At 29.4% G+C, this 14,743-nt stretch carries 21 protein-coding genes; 10 read left to right on the top strand and 11 right to left on the bottom strand.

Annotated elements, in window-relative coordinates:
• The first annotated feature begins 347 nt into the window (after positions 1 to 347).
• Together CRV02_RS06965 and CRV02_RS06970 are read left to right on the top strand one after the other, a co-directional pair.
• Positions 348 to 1,040, top strand: coding sequence for a Bax inhibitor-1/YccA family protein (locus CRV02_RS06965; RefSeq protein ID WP_129084178.1), 693 nt, complete (start codon positions 348 to 350; stop codon positions 1,038 to 1,040).
• 32 nt (positions 1,041 to 1,072) lie between these two features.
• The gene (locus CRV02_RS06970) at positions 1,073 to 1,483 is read left to right on the top strand and encodes a thiamine-phosphate pyrophosphorylase (RefSeq protein ID WP_129089722.1); all 411 of its coding nucleotides are present in this window, start codon (positions 1,073 to 1,075) and stop codon (positions 1,481 to 1,483) included.
• Here the strand turns inward: CRV02_RS06970 and CRV02_RS06975 are convergent.
• Positions 1,435 to 2,127 carry a methyltransferase domain-containing protein gene (locus tag CRV02_RS06975; RefSeq protein WP_129089723.1) on the bottom strand — a complete coding sequence of 231 codons (693 nt, stop codon included), beginning with the start codon at positions 2,125 to 2,127 and terminating at the stop codon, positions 1,435 to 1,437. The genes CRV02_RS06970 and CRV02_RS06975 overlap by 49 nt on opposite strands.
• 71 nt (positions 2,128 to 2,198) lie before the next feature.
• Between CRV02_RS06975 and secG the strand changes: the two genes are divergently transcribed.
• The 5 genes from secG (at position 2,199) to CRV02_RS07000 (ending at position 5,476) form a co-directional block, all read left to right on the top strand.
• On the top strand, positions 2,199 to 2,558 hold the full coding sequence (secG, locus tag CRV02_RS06980; protein WP_129084175.1) for a preprotein translocase subunit SecG: 360 nt from the start codon (positions 2,199 to 2,201) through the stop codon (positions 2,556 to 2,558).
• A 166-nt stretch (positions 2,559 to 2,724) separates the two neighbouring features.
• Positions 2,725 to 3,282, top strand: coding sequence for a ribosome recycling factor (frr, locus tag CRV02_RS06985; RefSeq protein WP_129089724.1), 558 nt, complete (start codon positions 2,725 to 2,727; stop codon positions 3,280 to 3,282).
• 2 nt (positions 3,283 to 3,284) lie between these two features.
• The gene (pyrE, locus tag CRV02_RS06990) at positions 3,285 to 3,893 is read left to right on the top strand and encodes an orotate phosphoribosyltransferase (RefSeq protein ID WP_129089725.1); all 609 of its coding nucleotides are present in this window, start codon (positions 3,285 to 3,287) and stop codon (positions 3,891 to 3,893) included.
• A 5-nt stretch (positions 3,894 to 3,898) separates the two neighbouring features.
• Positions 3,899 to 4,384: an RDD family protein gene (locus tag CRV02_RS06995; RefSeq protein WP_129084172.1), complete on the top strand. Its 486-nt coding sequence runs from the start codon at positions 3,899 to 3,901 to the stop codon at positions 4,382 to 4,384.
• Positions 4,385 to 5,476, top strand: coding sequence for an MFS transporter (locus tag CRV02_RS07000; RefSeq protein WP_129084171.1), 1,092 nt, complete (start codon positions 4,385 to 4,387; stop codon positions 5,474 to 5,476).
• Here the strand turns inward: CRV02_RS07000 and CRV02_RS07005 are convergent.
• From CRV02_RS07005 to ectA, 7 genes are read right to left on the bottom strand one after another with little or no spacing between them, the layout of a single operon-like run.
• Entirely contained in the window at positions 5,473 to 6,339 is an 867-nt protein-coding gene (locus tag CRV02_RS07005; protein WP_129089726.1) for a tetratricopeptide repeat protein, read from the bottom strand. The genes CRV02_RS07000 and CRV02_RS07005 overlap by 4 nt on opposite strands.
• 28 nt (positions 6,340 to 6,367) lie before the next feature.
• Complete coding sequence (locus CRV02_RS07010) at positions 6,368 to 7,732, bottom strand: aspartate kinase (protein ID WP_129089727.1); 1,365 nt, start codon at positions 7,730 to 7,732, stop codon at positions 6,368 to 6,370.
• Between the two features lie 20 nt (positions 7,733 to 7,752).
• Positions 7,753 to 8,400 (bottom strand): winged helix-turn-helix domain-containing protein, encoded by a 648-nt coding sequence (locus tag CRV02_RS07015; protein ID WP_129089728.1) that lies wholly within the window; start codon positions 8,398 to 8,400, stop codon positions 7,753 to 7,755.
• On the bottom strand, positions 8,397 to 8,705 hold the full coding sequence (locus tag CRV02_RS07020; RefSeq protein ID WP_129089729.1) for a hypothetical protein: 309 nt from the start codon (positions 8,703 to 8,705) through the stop codon (positions 8,397 to 8,399). Before CRV02_RS07020 ends, CRV02_RS07015 begins: the two co-directional genes overlap by 4 nt.
• Before the next feature lie 2 nt (positions 8,706 to 8,707).
• Positions 8,708 to 9,103: an ectoine synthase gene (locus tag CRV02_RS07025; RefSeq protein WP_129084166.1), complete on the bottom strand. Its 396-nt coding sequence runs from the start codon at positions 9,101 to 9,103 to the stop codon at positions 8,708 to 8,710.
• A 3-nt stretch (positions 9,104 to 9,106) separates the two neighbouring features.
• On the bottom strand, positions 9,107 to 10,387 hold the full coding sequence (ectB, locus tag CRV02_RS07030) for a diaminobutyrate--2-oxoglutarate transaminase (RefSeq protein ID WP_129084165.1): 1,281 nt from the start codon (positions 10,385 to 10,387) through the stop codon (positions 9,107 to 9,109).
• Positions 10,388 to 10,401: 14 nt separating this feature from the next.
• Entirely contained in the window at positions 10,402 to 10,890 is a 489-nt protein-coding gene (ectA, locus tag CRV02_RS07035) for a diaminobutyrate acetyltransferase (RefSeq protein ID WP_129084164.1), read from the bottom strand.
• Positions 10,891 to 11,132: 242 nt separating this feature from the next.
• Here ectA and CRV02_RS07040 point away from each other — a divergent pair, with 242 nt between their 5' ends.
• Together CRV02_RS07040 and CRV02_RS07045 are read left to right on the top strand one after the other, a co-directional pair.
• Positions 11,133 to 11,429, top strand: coding sequence for a c-type cytochrome (locus CRV02_RS07040; protein ID WP_129084163.1), 297 nt, complete (start codon positions 11,133 to 11,135; stop codon positions 11,427 to 11,429).
• A gap of 10 nt (positions 11,430 to 11,439) precedes the next feature.
• Positions 11,440 to 12,717, top strand: coding sequence for an NAD(P)/FAD-dependent oxidoreductase (locus CRV02_RS07045; RefSeq protein WP_129089730.1), 1,278 nt, complete (start codon positions 11,440 to 11,442; stop codon positions 12,715 to 12,717).
• Positions 12,718 to 12,742: 25 nt separating this feature from the next.
• On the opposite strand, the gene CRV02_RS07050 is transcribed toward CRV02_RS07045, so the two are convergent.
• From CRV02_RS07050 to CRV02_RS07060, 3 genes are read right to left on the bottom strand one after another with little or no spacing between them, the layout of a single operon-like run.
• Entirely contained in the window at positions 12,743 to 13,483 is a 741-nt protein-coding gene (locus tag CRV02_RS07050) for a YaaA family protein (protein ID WP_129089731.1), read from the bottom strand.
• A 19-nt stretch (positions 13,484 to 13,502) separates the two neighbouring features.
• Positions 13,503 to 13,916: a YchJ family protein gene (locus tag CRV02_RS07055; protein WP_129084160.1), complete on the bottom strand. Its 414-nt coding sequence runs from the start codon at positions 13,914 to 13,916 to the stop codon at positions 13,503 to 13,505.
• 58 nt (positions 13,917 to 13,974) lie between these two features.
• Positions 13,975 to 14,226 (bottom strand): helix-hairpin-helix domain-containing protein, encoded by a 252-nt coding sequence (locus CRV02_RS07060; RefSeq protein WP_129089732.1) that lies wholly within the window; start codon positions 14,224 to 14,226, stop codon positions 13,975 to 13,977.
• A 126-nt stretch (positions 14,227 to 14,352) separates the two neighbouring features.
• On the opposite strand from CRV02_RS07060, the gene CRV02_RS07065 reads away from it, so the two are divergent.
• The gene (locus CRV02_RS07065; protein WP_129089733.1) at positions 14,353 to 14,742 is read left to right on the top strand and encodes a hypothetical protein; all 390 of its coding nucleotides are present in this window, start codon (positions 14,353 to 14,355) and stop codon (positions 14,740 to 14,742) included.
• The last annotated feature ends 1 nt before the right edge of the window (position 14,743 follow it).

Genomic DNA, 14,743 nt, shown 5'->3' on the forward strand with positions numbered 1-14,743 from the left:
TATTTACAAACCTTCTAAATTTTAAAAGATCTCCCATTCCTTCGCAACTCTTTCAACCATTTTTGATGTCGTTCCTCTGAAATTGGACGGGAATTATAATAGATTTTTCTCCTCTTGTCAAGGGTTTCTTCTTAATTGAAGCTTAAATTTTGAAAGTTTTTTACTTTTGCTCTTTTTTATGTCTTTTTTTCTATTCATATATATATGTATCCATAATATATACACATAAAATGATTTAAAATATAGTATGTGAACAATTATTCATTATAATGTAACATTAGTATTAAATATTAAAGTAAATATTAAGACTAACATTATAAAATATCAAAAAATTAGAAAGGATTGAAATGTATAACAGAGATTATCTTTCACAAGAATCATCTCAATACAACTCGCAAGATGCATCAAAAGCTTCGTTAATGAGCTTCTTAAAAGCAACTTACCAGTTATTTGCTGGTTCATTATTAGCTGCTACAGCGGGAGCTTATATCGGTCTTGATATGGTTTCTATTATTGCAAGCTGGTATTGGGGACTAGTAATATTAGAATTTATATTACTATTTGCACTTTATGCAGTAAAAAATAAGCCAGGTATTAACCTAGCTGTATTATTTGGATTTACTTTCTTAAGTGGTTTAACTATTACTCCACTATTAAGTAAAATTTTAATGATGCCTGCTGGTGCGTCAATTGTTGCTCAAGCATTTTTAATGACATCAGTTGCATTTGGTGGAATCTCAATGTTTGCAATGACAACAAAAAGAGATTTTTCTTCAATGGGTAAAATGTTATTCATTGCATTAATTATCCTTATTGTTGGTTCTATTTCAAACATCTTCTTCCAATCTCCACTATTACAATTAGGGATTGCAGGTGTTGGTGCATTACTATTTTCTGCTTTCATTCTTTATGATACACAACAAATCATCAAAGGTGGATTTGAAACTCCAATTGAAGCAGCAATTGCACTTTATTTAGATTTCTTCAACTTATTTGTATCTTTATTACAAATATTTGGAATCTTAAACAACGACGACTAATAAACTAGCCTTTTAGGCTAGTTTTACTACACATGACTGACAATAACAAAACTCTTAGATTAATTGATGCAAACCTTAATAGACTTAAAGAAGGTATTAGAGTAGTTGAGGATATCTTTAGATATAACTATGATAATAAAGAAATAGCATTAAAACTTAAATCACTTAGACATCTTTGTAGAGTTAATAACTATATTGAAGTATTAAGTACTAGAGATGTAAATAATGATGTATTAAGAGAATCTATTAAAAGTGAACAAAATAGAAGTGATTTGAACTCTATTTTAATAGCTAACTTTAAAAGAGCTCAAGAAAGCTCAAGAGTTCTAGAAGAGATTACAAAGCTAACATCTATTGAAGATAGTGAAAACTTCAAATATATAAGATATGAACTTTATAATTTGGAAACAGTCTTAATAAATATAACTTCAAACTCTAAATAGTTTAAATTATACTCTTTATAAAGTCTTTTAGCCTCTTTAAAAGATAAAGAAGCATTAGGACTAACTCCTGATTTTTTAATATAATCAAATAAATCTTTTTTATTGTTAAATTCCAATTTATAAAGAATTGTTTCAAACTCACATTCAAAATATTTTGAAAATGCTTCTTTTATAGAGTCTTCATCTAATATTGGTGATTTTGTATTTGTAATACTTTGAATTGTTTTAAAAGTGTTTGAAGTAAACAATACTGCATTTATTTCATCGGTAATGTTACTTAGGGTTTTTATAATCTTTGATAAGTCTTTTGACCACTGTAAAGCAGAAGAAGATAAAACGATATCATATTTATCATTTTTGATTTCATTTAAAAACTCATCTGTATCAAAATCAAAACACTTTACTTCTATATTCTTAGATTTTGGATGAAGTTCACACATTGATTTTGAAGCATCAATTGCTTTATAAAAATCTAATTCCCAATTGATATGATTAAATACTTGTCCAGACCCACAGCCTAATTCTAGCACTCTTTTAGGTTGAAACTTTAATTCACGTACAAGTGATTTTGCAACAATTTGTTGAATAATATTATGATTTTTATATTCGTTTGCGTATTTTGAAAATTGGTTTTTAGTAGACATATTTATATTTTAACTTTTTCTTAATAAGTTTTAGGTAAAATACCTACCATTTTTTTAAAAGGGAATTTAAAATGACATCTACACTTTTAATAGTTCAGTTTGTATTAGCAATTATCATAACTATAACTATTTTATTACAAAAAAGTTCTAGTATCGGACTTGGAGCATACAGTGGAAGCAATGACTCTGTATTTGGTGCTAAAGGACCAGGAAACTTCTTAAGCAAAGCGACTATGACGTTAGGACTTCTTTTTGTTATTAATACAATTGCATTAGGATATATTTACAATCAACAAAAAATGGAAAGTGCTGTGGACAGTGTTAAAACAGACACACTTATTCCAAGCGTACCAACAGAAAATAAAACAACTGCACCTGCTGCACCAACTAATGCTGCACCTGTAGTTCCTACAATTCCTGAAAGTAAATAATTTGTTTTAAAATGGAGTATCTTTTACTTCTAAAAAACAAACCTTTAACTACTAACTTTTTTAAGTTAGTAGCTTTCAAATTTGACTCAATAAATCAATATATAAAAGGTTATAATGGTATAATCTTTTACAAATTTCAATTAGATAAACAATCAAGGAGAATACAATGTTAGAAGAAATCTATGAAGAAACTAAAGATCATATGGAAAAGTCTATTGAGGCTTTAAAAAGAGATTATAAAACTTTAAGAACTGGAAAAGTTAACACAAATATCCTAGAAGGGATTTCAATTGATTATTATGGAAACCCTACTCCACTTAACCAAGTTGGTTCAGTAACTGCAACTGATGCTACAACAATTGTTGTTAACCCTTGGGAAAAGAATCTTCTAGGTGAAGTTGAGCAAGCAATCAATGCTGCAAACATTGGTGTAAACCCAAATAATGATGGTGATGTAATTAAATTATTCTTCCCTCCAATGACTGTAGAGCAAAGACAAGAGAGTGCTAAACAAGCTAAGGGTATGACTGATAATGCAAAAGTTGCTATTAGAAATGTAAGAAAACACTCAAATGATAAAGTAAAAGCTTTACATAAAGATAAAGAGATTACTGACGATGAAAACAAAAAAGCATTAGACGAAATTCAAAAAATTACTGATTCTTATGTTGTAAAAGCTGATGAGACTTTAAAAGCAAAAGAACAAGAAATTTTAACGGTATAATTATGAACGTAGAACAAATTTATAGAGATGCTAATGCCCTTTTAGAAGGACATTTTAAATTAAGTAGTGGTAACCACTCACAGTTTTATTTACAATCAGCAAAAGTTTTAGAAGACCCTAAAACGGCAAAGCTTCTAGCTGAAGCTTTAGCTGAACAAGTTAAAAACTCTGGAATCAAAGTAGATGCTGTATGTTCTCCTGCACTTGGTGGACTAGTTGCTGGTTTTGCACTTGCAACTGCACTTGATGTAAGATTTATCTTTGCTGAAAGAGTTGATGGTGAAATGACTATTAGAAGAGGTTTTGAAGTACAAGAAGGTGAAAACTATGTTATTTGTGAAGATATTATCACAACTGGTGGTTCAGCTCTTGAAGCAGCAAAACAAGTAGAAAATGATGGTGGAAATATTGTTGCTTATGCAGCTTTAGCAAATAGAGGTTTCTGTTCTAGAGAGGGTTCTGATTCTGAACCTAAAGATAACTGTAAACTACCATTAGATAAGCCACTTTTTGCATTAGATGACTTTACTTTTGAAATGTATTCTCCAGAAGATTGTCCTTTATGTAAAGATGGAAGTGAAGCATATAAACCAGGAAGTAGAGGAAACTAATCTTCATGGCAAACAGATGGCGAGATATAAAACAAGGAAATGTTTCTAAAGAGTCTTCTTCAACTACAGAAGAGATAAAAGACTCTTTCGCCTCTGCACCAATTGGCAATAGAATCAAAGCATTTATCGTTGATATGTTTATGATAATGATGCCAATTATGTATATAACTACTTATTTAATCATGGATGGAAAAGATGATTTCCAAGGAAGTGATGAAGCAAGATGGATTACAGCTTTAGTTTTTGGTCTTATAATTGTTCTTTTTTGGATAGTTAAAGGGCAAACTCCTGGTTTTAAAGCTTATTCAATCAAACTAATTGATGATAATACTAAAGAAAAAATATCATTACCAAAAGCAATTCTTAGATATATAATATTTCTAGTTTCTGCAACTACGATACTTTTAGCATTTTTACCTTTTTTCAGAAAAGATAAAAAGACTATACAAGATTTACTTACCAAAACAACTGTTATAGAAACAAAAGAATAAATGCTTTTCTTTAAACTCTCTGCATTTTATTTTTTCTATTTTGCAGCGGTTGGAGTATACGTAATATTCTTACCAAAAGTTTTACATGATATTGGCTATTCAGCTTTTGAGATTGGTGTAGTATTTGCAATTGCACCACTAATGAAGTTTATTACTCCATTTTTATTTTTAAAACATATTACATTAAATCAAAATGTATTTAAAACAGCTCTACTCTTATCTGTAGCTTGTTCTTTAATGCTTTATGTAACTTTAGAGAATCTTTATTTACTAATGATAAATAATGCTGTTTTAGCAGCTTGTTTATCTATGATATTGCCTTACTTAGAAGTTACAGCAGTGAAAGTACTAGGAAAAGGAAGATATGGTAAATCAAGGCTTTATGGCTCAATTGGTTTTATGATTATATCACTTGTACTAGCACAGTTTCTTACAAACCCATATGTTGCTCTTCATTACTATTTAACAGTGAATGTACTAACTGTACTATTTGCCTTCTTATTGCTTAGATATGATGATGTAAGCCATGATGAATCAAAGTCTAATAGTGAATTCTCTTTCTTTAAATATTGGCCTTTTTGGATAAGTCTATTTTTTATGCAATTAAGTTTTGGTGCTTTTTATAACTTCTTTACTATTTACGAAACAGAACATGGTATTAGTCTTGAAATGACTTCTTATCTTTGGTCTTTTGGTGTTATATGTGAAATATTTATTCTTTATTTTCAAGGACCACTTTTAAAGAAAAATCTACTTGCTTTAATCAAGTTTTCTGTAGCAGTGACAGCACTTAGATGGTTTATTGTTTATATGTATCCAGATAATCTGACACTTACTTTTATAAGTCAAGGTATCCATGCCTTTTCATTTGGATTATTCCATAGTGCAGTAGTGATTTATCTATACTCACTATATGAAAATAAAAAACTTGCTCAGCAGTTTATGTTTGGGGTAGCTTATGGTTTAGGTGGTTTTTTAGGAGCTTTACTTGCAGGTTGGCTTTATGGTGAGAATTTATTCCTTTACTCAACTATTTTTGCTTTATTTTCTTTACTGTTTTTATACAGTAAAAGACTTCCTAAAGAAGTCTAAACTGTTGCTTTTAATTTAAGTATATCTTGAACTTTTTCATTGCTAAGTAGAGTTTCAAACTCTTCATCATTTTCTATTTCTTCAACATACTGTTCATTTAAGTCAATTGCTTTTTCTAAATCTAAAATTGCATTCTCTTCTTGTCCTAGAACAGCATAGATTTTAGATCTTTGATAATAAGCATTTGCATATGAATTGTCTATCTCTAAAGCTTGGTTTGTAAGGTTTAATGCCCAATTTGCTTCACCCATATCTAAAACAGCATCTGCTTTGTAAGTTAAGGCTTCTACTTCATCAGGTCTAATATTTAAAATCTCATCATAGATTTCAACCTTACCTGCAGGAGTTGACTCCTGACTTGATCTAAGCCATAAAGAGTGAATTGTATTGGTTACCTCAATCTCATGTTGATTACGTTTTACTTGTTTAGACCTATTTTCTAAATCTCTTTCAAAATTTAAAAGTCTCTCTTCATACTCTTCAATAATCTTTGATGTCTTTTCATCAATCATATTTTTTACTTTTTCATTTGTATCTTTAATTGATGTCCATCCAACAATTACAAGTAAAGACGTAGCAGCGGCAATAATATAGAACATATTATTAATAGTTGAAGTTGCATAATTAACTACATTGTTAGACATAGTAATCTCTTTTTTTGCTAAAGTTTCATGTAATTCAACTTTTAGATTTCTGTTCTCTTCTCTTAACTGCTTAATTTCATGTAAAATATAGTTCTCTACAAATGGGTTATACAAAGGCTTTTCTAAATTATTTATCCTATCTTGAACTTTTTCTTCTTTTGTTGTTGTAGCAAAAGTTACACTAACTATGACAAATAATAGCAAAAATACTTTTCTCATCTAAATCCTTTGTGGGGTAAATTTTCCCCTAAGATAACATTTTTTTATATAAAGTTTCCAAAGCTATGTCAGAAATATTTTGAGATACACCAATATGGAATGAAATTTTTGAAGGACTCATATCAAACATCTCAAAAGACATGTTCTCTTCTTTTAATGCTGTAATTGCATCTACTATTGCAAATGCGTTCTCTCTTAAACCAATTCCTACAAGAGTAATGATTGCTAAGTTGTATGTAACATAGATATTATCAGTTTTTAGTCTTCTTTCAATCTCTCTTCTTAGATTGTTAATATTACCTTTTAAATCTTCTTGGTCAACTAAAATAGAGATATCATCTCTATCTGTAGGATAGTGATAAGTATTTATTCCAAACTCACTAAAGATTTTAAGAAGTTCTGCTGTAAAACCTATTTCATCAGCTAACATATCTTTTTGTAAATGAATTGCAGCCATATTATCAAGTTTTGCAATACCTACTAAGTCTTCCATAGGTACTCTTTCATTTAAAATAAGTGTACCTTCATGTTCTGGATTATTTGTATTTCTAATATTAATTGGTATTTTACTTTTTTTACAATTTAACATTGCATTAAAATGGAATACGTTAAAACCTTTAGAGCTTAATAGTCTTAACTCTTTAAAAGTAAGTCTAGGAATAACATTTGCCCCTTTAATCACTCTAGGGTCAACTTCATAAACTCCATTTGTATCAGTCCAATTCTCATAAATATCTGCATCTAAAGCATAAGCTAATTCTCCACCAGTAAGATCACTTCCACCTCTACTCATAACAGAGATTTCTTTATCTTCATTTATTCCATAAAAACCAGGCACTAAATAGTAATCAGCCTTTTCAAAATTGAAGTACTCACTAATATTTTTGTGAGTTTTCTTAGAAACTTTTCCATCACAATATTCAGATGTTAAGATAAAACCAAAATCTTCAGGAAGCATTAGTTTTATATTTAAACCATTTTTTCGCATAAACTCAGTTATAAGTTTTGCATTATAGTGCTCTCCTCTTGATAGAAAAAAGGCATTTCTTTTTTCACCTTTTAAAGAGTTATTATTTAAATCTTTTACTAGGGAATCAATAATAGGCTTACTATCTACTTTTAAATCTTTACAAAGTTGCTCAAACTTATTGATAATTGCATCAAAACTATCTTTTGCAGATACTTCTATTTTTTGTTCACAAAAATGATTTCCATCAGTTGAAAGGTTTAGTAAGTGGTCAGTTATTTTTTCATTGTGAGTGTCATCTCTACCAGGTGCAGAAACTACTATTACTTTTCTTTTTTCGTCGCTTTTAATAATATTAAAAACTTTTTTTATCTGGGAGGCATCTTTTACTGAACTTCCTCCAAATTTACATACTTTTACATTCATTTTTCTTATTTCCTTATAAGTTAAATACTTACCTTATAGCCTCTATGTCTAACTGTTTCAATAAAGTTCTCATCAAACTCTTTTTTTAGACTATTTCTAATTGAGTTAATATTAACCTCAATCACATTATCTGATACCATCTCTGGTTCATCCCAGTTTGCTTGTAGTAGTTCATCTTTTGAGATTGGTGCTCTATATCTATTTTTTATTAGATAACTCAAAATAGAAAAAGACTTTCCTTTAAATACAACTTTTTTGTCATCACTTACTAAGGCTTTTTCCTCTAAGTTAGCTTTATAGTTGTCTTTATAAAAAAGTTCTTTTTTAAAGTTATCCCTATGGATTGACTCCATTTTTGCTAAGATATATTCATTGGAAGTTGGCTTTTTTAATACTGAAATTGCACCTTTTTTTAATAGACTTAACTCTAATTGTTTAGTGTAATCATCTACTAAAAATACTACTGCTGTTACTCTATTATCTATATTTCTTAATATCTTTTTACAGTCAAAGTAATTATTACAATCTACAATTACTAAATTGTAATATCTTACTTCACTGTGATATATTGCATCACTTATATCTTCTGCAATATCTACTATATATAATTGCTCTTCATCTATATAATCTAATAGTTTTTCATCCAAGTTATATGTTAATAGTCTCATTTAATATATACACTCCTAACCACTTCATCATCTCTTTTTAAAATTAGAGTATTATCTTCTTCTATGGCTAATGAGTCAATAAAAAATGTTTCAATATAGTCATAATCTTGAAAAAATTTATCTATTAGAGTTTTAGCAATATCAAAAGAAGAGTCTTTGCTTAGCTCGATAATTAAGGCATTGTCATTTAAAACGATTTTTTGATTAATCACTTTAAACTCTTCAAAGCTATAGATGAACTTTATAAATTCAAATTTCTTTTCCCTTGATATATTTAAATAGTTTTTAATATAGATAAATCTCACAATTAGTCCTCTAAAGGATATACTCCATTTTCATCATGGTGCTCAGTTCCTTTAATAGGAGGATTGAATACACAAATAAGTCTCATGTCTTCACTTCCACCATAAAGGTTATGGTCATCATGATTGTTTAAAGCATACATAACACCATCATAGATGTCATGTACTTCACCTGTTGCTAAATCTTCAATTTTTCCATTTCCAGCTACACAATAAACTGCTTCTAAATGGTTTTGGTAATGGATATGTGTTTTTGTATTTGCTTTAATAATTGTTTCGTGAAATGAGAATCCCATGCCTTCATCTTTTAAAAGCATTCTTCTACTAACCCATTGTCCACCTTCAGCAAATACTTCTCTTTCAGTTCCCATTACATCTTTTTTAATATCTTTAACAATCATCTCTTAAAACTCCCCTGTTAATTTTTCTTTCTTTTCTTTTACTAATCTTCCAACTGCTTTATCAAATCTTTTTAGACCTTCAAGAAGAGTCTCTTCATCAATAATTAATGGTGGTAAGAACTTAACAATTTGGTCTTCACTACCACAAGTTTCTACAATAAGCTTCTCTTCAAATGCTAAAGAAGAAAGTTCTCCTGCAACTGAGTTATCATTTTTAATATCAAATGCATATGCTAAACCTCTACCTCTAACAACTACTTCTAAATCATCTTTATATTTATCAGCTATTTTTTGAAGCTCATCTTTAATCACTTTTTCTTTGTACTTAACAGCATTTGATAAGTCATCATTTTGCCAATATTGCTCAATTGCAACTTTTGCAGCAACGAATGCTAAGTTGTTTCCTCTAAATGTACCAGTATGCTCACCAGGTTTCCATTGGTCTAAATCAGGCTTTAATAATACAAGTGCCATTGGTAAACCACCACCAATAGATTTTGACATAGTTACGATATCTGGGTTAATTCCTGCAAATTCAAATGAGAAGAATTCACCACTTCTACCATTACCAACTTGAATATCATCAATAATTAATAAAATGTCATACTCTCTACAAATTGACTCAAGCTCTTGTAACCACTCTTTAGATGCAACATTAATTCCACCCTCACCTTGAATAGTTTCAACAATAACAGCTGCTGGAATATCAACACCACTACTGCTATCTTCTAAAAACTTTCTAAAGTATGCCATTGTATTCATATCTCCAAAGTAACCATCAAAAGGCATAAATGTAGCATTTGTTCTACTAATATAACTCTCATCTCTATAGTCGTTGTTTCCAGTAACAGAAGATGAACCTTGAGTTAATCCGTGGAAACCATTTGTAAATGAAACTACGTTTGATCTTCCCTTTACAAGTCTTGCAAGTTTTAAAGCTGTTTCAACTGAGTTTGTACCAGTTGGCCCAGTAAATTGAACTTTATAATCAAGGTTTCTTGGTACTAAGATTGTGTCTTGGAAAGTTTGTAAAAACTCTTTTTTTGCACTTGTTGCCATATCAAGTCCATGAACAACACCATCTTTTTGAATATACTCAATTAATGCAGAACTAATGTGGTCATTATTGTGTCCATAGTTTAATGTTCCAGCTCCTGCAAAAAAGTCAATAAAGTCTTCACCTTGTTCATTTGTTAAAATAGCTCCCTTTGATTTTTCAAAAATTGTTGGGAAACTCCTAATATAACCTCTTACCTCTGATTCTAAGTTTTCAAAAATTCTCATCTTCTCTTTTTCCTTTATTTTTTAAACGGTCCTATTTTATATAGAACCTCTTCTTCATGTTGATTAGTAAAATCACTAGCTTCGAAAAACTCCATACTATTCATTTGAGTTTCATAATGATTTGCAACTTTTTCAAATACCCTAATAGATGAATTATTACTAGGAGATACTGTTGTATGTAAATAGTTTACATTTAAATCCTCTCTTTGAATTATGTCCATAATTAATCTTCTTGCTAAATCATTTCCTCTAAAGTCTGAGTCAACTGCAACCTGCCATATAAACAGAGTATTTGGCTCATTTGGAATCATATATCCTGATACAAAGCCAATTACTTTATCTTCATATGTTGCAACTGAACAAATATCACGAAAATGTGTAGTTTGTAACAAATAAAGGTATTCAGAATTTACATCTAACACCTTAGTACTTTTCACAAGTTCGTAAATTTTCTGTGCATCTTTCTTGGAAGGTTTACAAATATTTATTTCACTTTTTGACATTTGTCTTTCCTTAAAATATTTTATTGACATAAAAAATTTTACATATAATATGTATTTTTTTTACATCTTATGTGTAAATTTATAACATATAAACCTTAGATAAAACTTAGACGAATGGTAACACCTCAAAATATATCAATATTTATAGCCTAAAATTAATTTTTGCTTAAGAAAAAATAAATATTATTATTTAAGAGCTTTATTTTTGAGGTTCACTAAATCACACACTAAAAGGGGCACAAATGAAAAAGTTATTCATAGCACTATTTTGTCTATGTAGCTTCACTTACGCTGTAGAGTACGATGCTTTACAAGGAAAGATGTTATCTCTATCATGTGCATCATGTCATGGGACTGATGGAAAATCTACAACTATAACACCATATATAGCTGGTATGAGTAAAACAGTTATGTATCAAACGTTACTTGCTTATAAAAATGGGGAAAAGACAGGAACAATGATGCAAAAACATGCAAAAGGTTTTACTGATGCTGAGTTAGAACAAATCTCTTATTACTTTTCTAAAGTAGAAAGATAAAGGATTGAACATGATGAATAGAAGACATTTTAATAAAGTACTTGTAGGATCAGTTGCACTTTCATTTGCTGCTTGTAGTAGTATCACTAGTGTTTCTTTACCTAAAGATAAAAAAAGAGTTGTTGTAGTAGGAGGTGGTTTCGGTGGAGCTACTGCTGCTAAATATCTAAAAAAATTCTCTCCTGAAACAGAAGTAATCTTAATTGAACAAAACAAAGAGTATTACACTTGTCCATTTGGAAATACTGTAATTGCAGGACTTAATGATATTGATTATATTAGACATGATTACAAAACTTTAGAATCTAAATATAAAGTACAAGTTATCCATGAAAAAGTAAAAAAAGTTGATGGAGCTACTAATTCTGTAATCTTAGAAAATGGTGATGTTATTCCTTACCACAGAGCAATCGTATCACCAGGGATTGATTTCAAATATGAAAAAGGTTATGTAGAAGGTTCTGAAATGTATGCTCCTCATGCATATAAAGCAGGTGCTCAAACTACACTTTTAAGAGAACAACTTGAAGGAATGAATGATGGAGGAACATATGTAATGGTTGCCCCAGCTAATCCATTTAGATGTCCTCCTGGTCCATATGAAAGAATCTCTTTAGTTGCACACTATTTAAAAACTCATAAACCAAACTCTAAAATCATCATCTTAGACCAAAAGAATAAATTCTCTAAACAAGGTCTATTCCAAGAGGGTTGGGAAAACCTTTATGGTGATATGATTGAATGGAGAAGTGCAGAGTTTGGAGGAAAAGTTATCTCTGTTGATCCTAAAAAATTAGAGATTACAACTGAAGATGAAGTTGTAAAAGCAGATGTTCTTAACTATATTCCTTCACAAAAAGCTGGACAACTTGCATTTGATTCAGGACTTACAAAAGGTGATTGGTGTCCAGTTAACACTAAAACTTTTGAGTCAAGACTTGTTGAAAATGTACATGTAATTGGAGATGCGTCAATTGCAACAAAGATGCCAAAATCTGGTTTCTCTGCAAATTCACAAGCTAAAATTGCAGCACTTCAAATCACAAGATTATTGAAAAATAAACCTGTAGTAAACCCACCAAAACTTGCAAATACTTGTTATAGTTTAATTGCACCAAATTATGGTATCACAGTTGCTGCTGTTTATGAAGCTCACGAAGATGGAATTAAAACTGTTCCAGGAGCGGGAGGACTAAGTCCTATGGGTGCTGATGATTCATTTAGAGCATTAGAAGCAGAATATGCTGTAGGTTGGTATCAAAACCAAACTGCTGATATATTTAAATAATAAGAAGTACTCATAGGAGTACTTCTTAATCCTCGATACTCATTATAAGTAGTTTCACGTTTTTCTTTTCTTGAATCTCTTCAAGCTTTAATCCAGGAATTTGCATTTGCATAAACTCACTATGATTTTTTATATCATTTTTTGCTATTTCTTGTAAAAGTTTTCCTCTATAAAACTTAGCCCAGTGAGAAACAACTTTCCCATCTTTTATAAATTTAAATGTCAAAACATTTGCTTTTTTTACTTTATAAAACTTCTCATAAAAACCTGCTCGTAAATCAATCACTTCTTCACCAACAAACTCATCTAAACTATCTGAAAAGTTCTCTAAATAAAATTTCTCAACATTTATATTAGGAAGTTTTGAACCTTGCTTATATTTATAGTCAGGTATTAAATCATTTGCTTTTATTGGACCAAAAAGATTTGAGAATAATAATACATTTTCATCTATATACTTTTGCGTTTTTTCATCTAAGTTTTTATAATCTAAAGCATCAAAAGCAACACCTTCATATCTATTGATAGCTTTCATAGTTGGCTTATTTTTTAAACTCTCTTTGTATTTTTCCACTTCTTCTAGCTTTTTTAAACCAAACCATTTAGATAGTTCTTCTATTGTTAAACTAGAAACATACTCTTCGTAAGTATTAAAAATCTCTTCTCTTTTTTCAAATAACTCTTCTAAAAAAAAGTTCTCTTTACAAAAAGGTTTGTTTTCTCCACCACTATTTTTTGTCTCTGCTGGAGCTAATAAAATCTTCATATATCTTTACCTTTATAATTTATTGTACAAATTCTCCACTATGATACAACCATCTTCCATCTACTTTTAGGAATTTACTTTTTTCCACAAAAGAAGAATCAATCGCACCTTGAAATATAGTGGCTTTAAAAGTCACATAAGATACCTCTTGACCATCAATAAAGTCTAATATCTCTAACTTTCTAAAGTCACTATACTTTGAAAAATTGTTTATTGAGTCTTTCCAACCTTGAATATCAGTTGTATATTCTGCATTATCTCTATGAGTAGTTGAAATAATATAGTCTTGATTGTTTGCAACATAAGCACTATATCTTGATTTCATAAGCTCTAATGCAGTTAAAGGAGTTTCACCAAAGTGAAATAGTCTACAGCATTTTTTATACTTTTTTAAGCTCCCACATGGGCAAAAAGAATTCCCAGAAATTTTCATACCAAACTCCTTTTTAGATAGTATTTTAGCAGAAAATTTCCTAGGTTTTAATATATAGCTACTTTTTAGCTTCTTTAACTTTTACATCTTTTTCAATATTTTTAATCAAACCTTTTCCAAAACCTTTTAAAACTAATAAATCTTTAGGATTATTAATTTTTTGTTTTTTTCTAAAGTCAATTATCATTGAAGCCTTTTTCTCTCCAATTCCTTTTATCTGCATCAACTCCTCTTTACTTGCGCTATTTAAGTCAATTGATGCAAATAACAATGCACAACTCAACATTAGTCCTAAGAATATTTTTTTCATTTCTTGCTCCTTTAATATAATAAATTAAATTATATATAAATAATATTTAATTTTATTTAAACTGCTCATTAGTAAAGTATAAACTCAAATATAATAAAATCTTTTAAATCAAAGGGGAAAGACACAATGGGACAAATACCACTAGAGTTAATATCTAACTTCATATCAATGGTTATACTAATCATGATATTTGTAAAATATTATCAATACAAACAAAAGTTAGATGTATTAAAAGGTTTAGATGACCTAAAAAACAAGAAAAAACTTACAGCAGATGACAAATCTTTTATAAGTTCAAATCTAAAAGATTATCAAATTCTTTTTGCAAGGGATGAGCAAAGAGTTAAACTAGCATATCCAATTTTTATCTTAGTTGCTGGTATTGTTTTAGCATTTTTAGAGTTCAAAGAAGCGATGATTCACTTAAATGTTATTGTTGTTGCATTTATTTTTATGCAAGTAAACAAAATTCATAATAGAAATTTCGTTAACTTACTAACTAAACTAAACAAATAAG

It is taken from the genome of Arcobacter sp. CECT 8989 (assembly GCF_004116715.1).
Lineage (GTDB): Bacteria > Campylobacterota > Campylobacteria > Campylobacterales > Arcobacteraceae > Halarcobacter.

Bases quoted from the DNA above. Each gene is read 5' to 3' on its own strand.
- CRV02_RS06965 (WP_129084178.1), top strand. From the start codon at position 348: ATGTATAACAGAGATTATCTTTCACAAGAATCATCTCAATACAACTCG.
- CRV02_RS06970 (WP_129089722.1), top strand. From the start codon at position 1,073: ATGACTGACAATAACAAAACTCTTAGATTAATTGATGCAAACCTTAAT.
- CRV02_RS06975 (WP_129089723.1), bottom strand. From the start codon at position 2,127: ATGTCTACTAAAAACCAATTTTCAAAATACGCAAACGAATATAAAAAT.
- secG (WP_129084175.1), top strand. From the start codon at position 2,199: ATGACATCTACACTTTTAATAGTTCAGTTTGTATTAGCAATTATCATA.
- frr (WP_129089724.1), top strand. From the start codon at position 2,725: ATGTTAGAAGAAATCTATGAAGAAACTAAAGATCATATGGAAAAGTCT.
- pyrE (WP_129089725.1), top strand. From the start codon at position 3,285: ATGAACGTAGAACAAATTTATAGAGATGCTAATGCCCTTTTAGAAGGA.
- CRV02_RS06995 (WP_129084172.1), top strand. From the start codon at position 3,899: ATGGCAAACAGATGGCGAGATATAAAACAAGGAAATGTTTCTAAAGAG.
- CRV02_RS07000 (WP_129084171.1), top strand. From the start codon at position 4,385: ATGCTTTTCTTTAAACTCTCTGCATTTTATTTTTTCTATTTTGCAGCG.
- CRV02_RS07005 (WP_129089726.1), bottom strand. From the start codon at position 6,339: ATGAGAAAAGTATTTTTGCTATTATTTGTCATAGTTAGTGTAACTTTT.
- CRV02_RS07010 (WP_129089727.1), bottom strand. From the start codon at position 7,732: ATGAATGTAAAAGTATGTAAATTTGGAGGAAGTTCAGTAAAAGATGCC.
- CRV02_RS07015 (WP_129089728.1), bottom strand. From the start codon at position 8,400: ATGAGACTATTAACATATAACTTGGATGAAAAACTATTAGATTATATA.
- CRV02_RS07025 (WP_129084166.1), bottom strand. From the start codon at position 9,103: ATGATTGTTAAAGATATTAAAAAAGATGTAATGGGAACTGAAAGAGAA.
- ectB (WP_129084165.1), bottom strand. From the start codon at position 10,387: ATGAGAATTTTTGAAAACTTAGAATCAGAGGTAAGAGGTTATATTAGG.
- ectA (WP_129084164.1), bottom strand. From the start codon at position 10,890: ATGTCAAAAAGTGAAATAAATATTTGTAAACCTTCCAAGAAAGATGCA.
- CRV02_RS07040 (WP_129084163.1), top strand. From the start codon at position 11,133: ATGAAAAAGTTATTCATAGCACTATTTTGTCTATGTAGCTTCACTTAC.
- CRV02_RS07045 (WP_129089730.1), top strand. From the start codon at position 11,440: ATGATGAATAGAAGACATTTTAATAAAGTACTTGTAGGATCAGTTGCA.
- CRV02_RS07050 (WP_129089731.1), bottom strand. From the start codon at position 13,483: ATGAAGATTTTATTAGCTCCAGCAGAGACAAAAAATAGTGGTGGAGAA.
- CRV02_RS07055 (WP_129084160.1), bottom strand. From the start codon at position 13,916: ATGAAAATTTCTGGGAATTCTTTTTGCCCATGTGGGAGCTTAAAAAAG.
- CRV02_RS07060 (WP_129089732.1), bottom strand. From the start codon at position 14,226: ATGAAAAAAATATTCTTAGGACTAATGTTGAGTTGTGCATTGTTATTT.
- CRV02_RS07065 (WP_129089733.1), top strand. From the start codon at position 14,353: ATGGGACAAATACCACTAGAGTTAATATCTAACTTCATATCAATGGTT.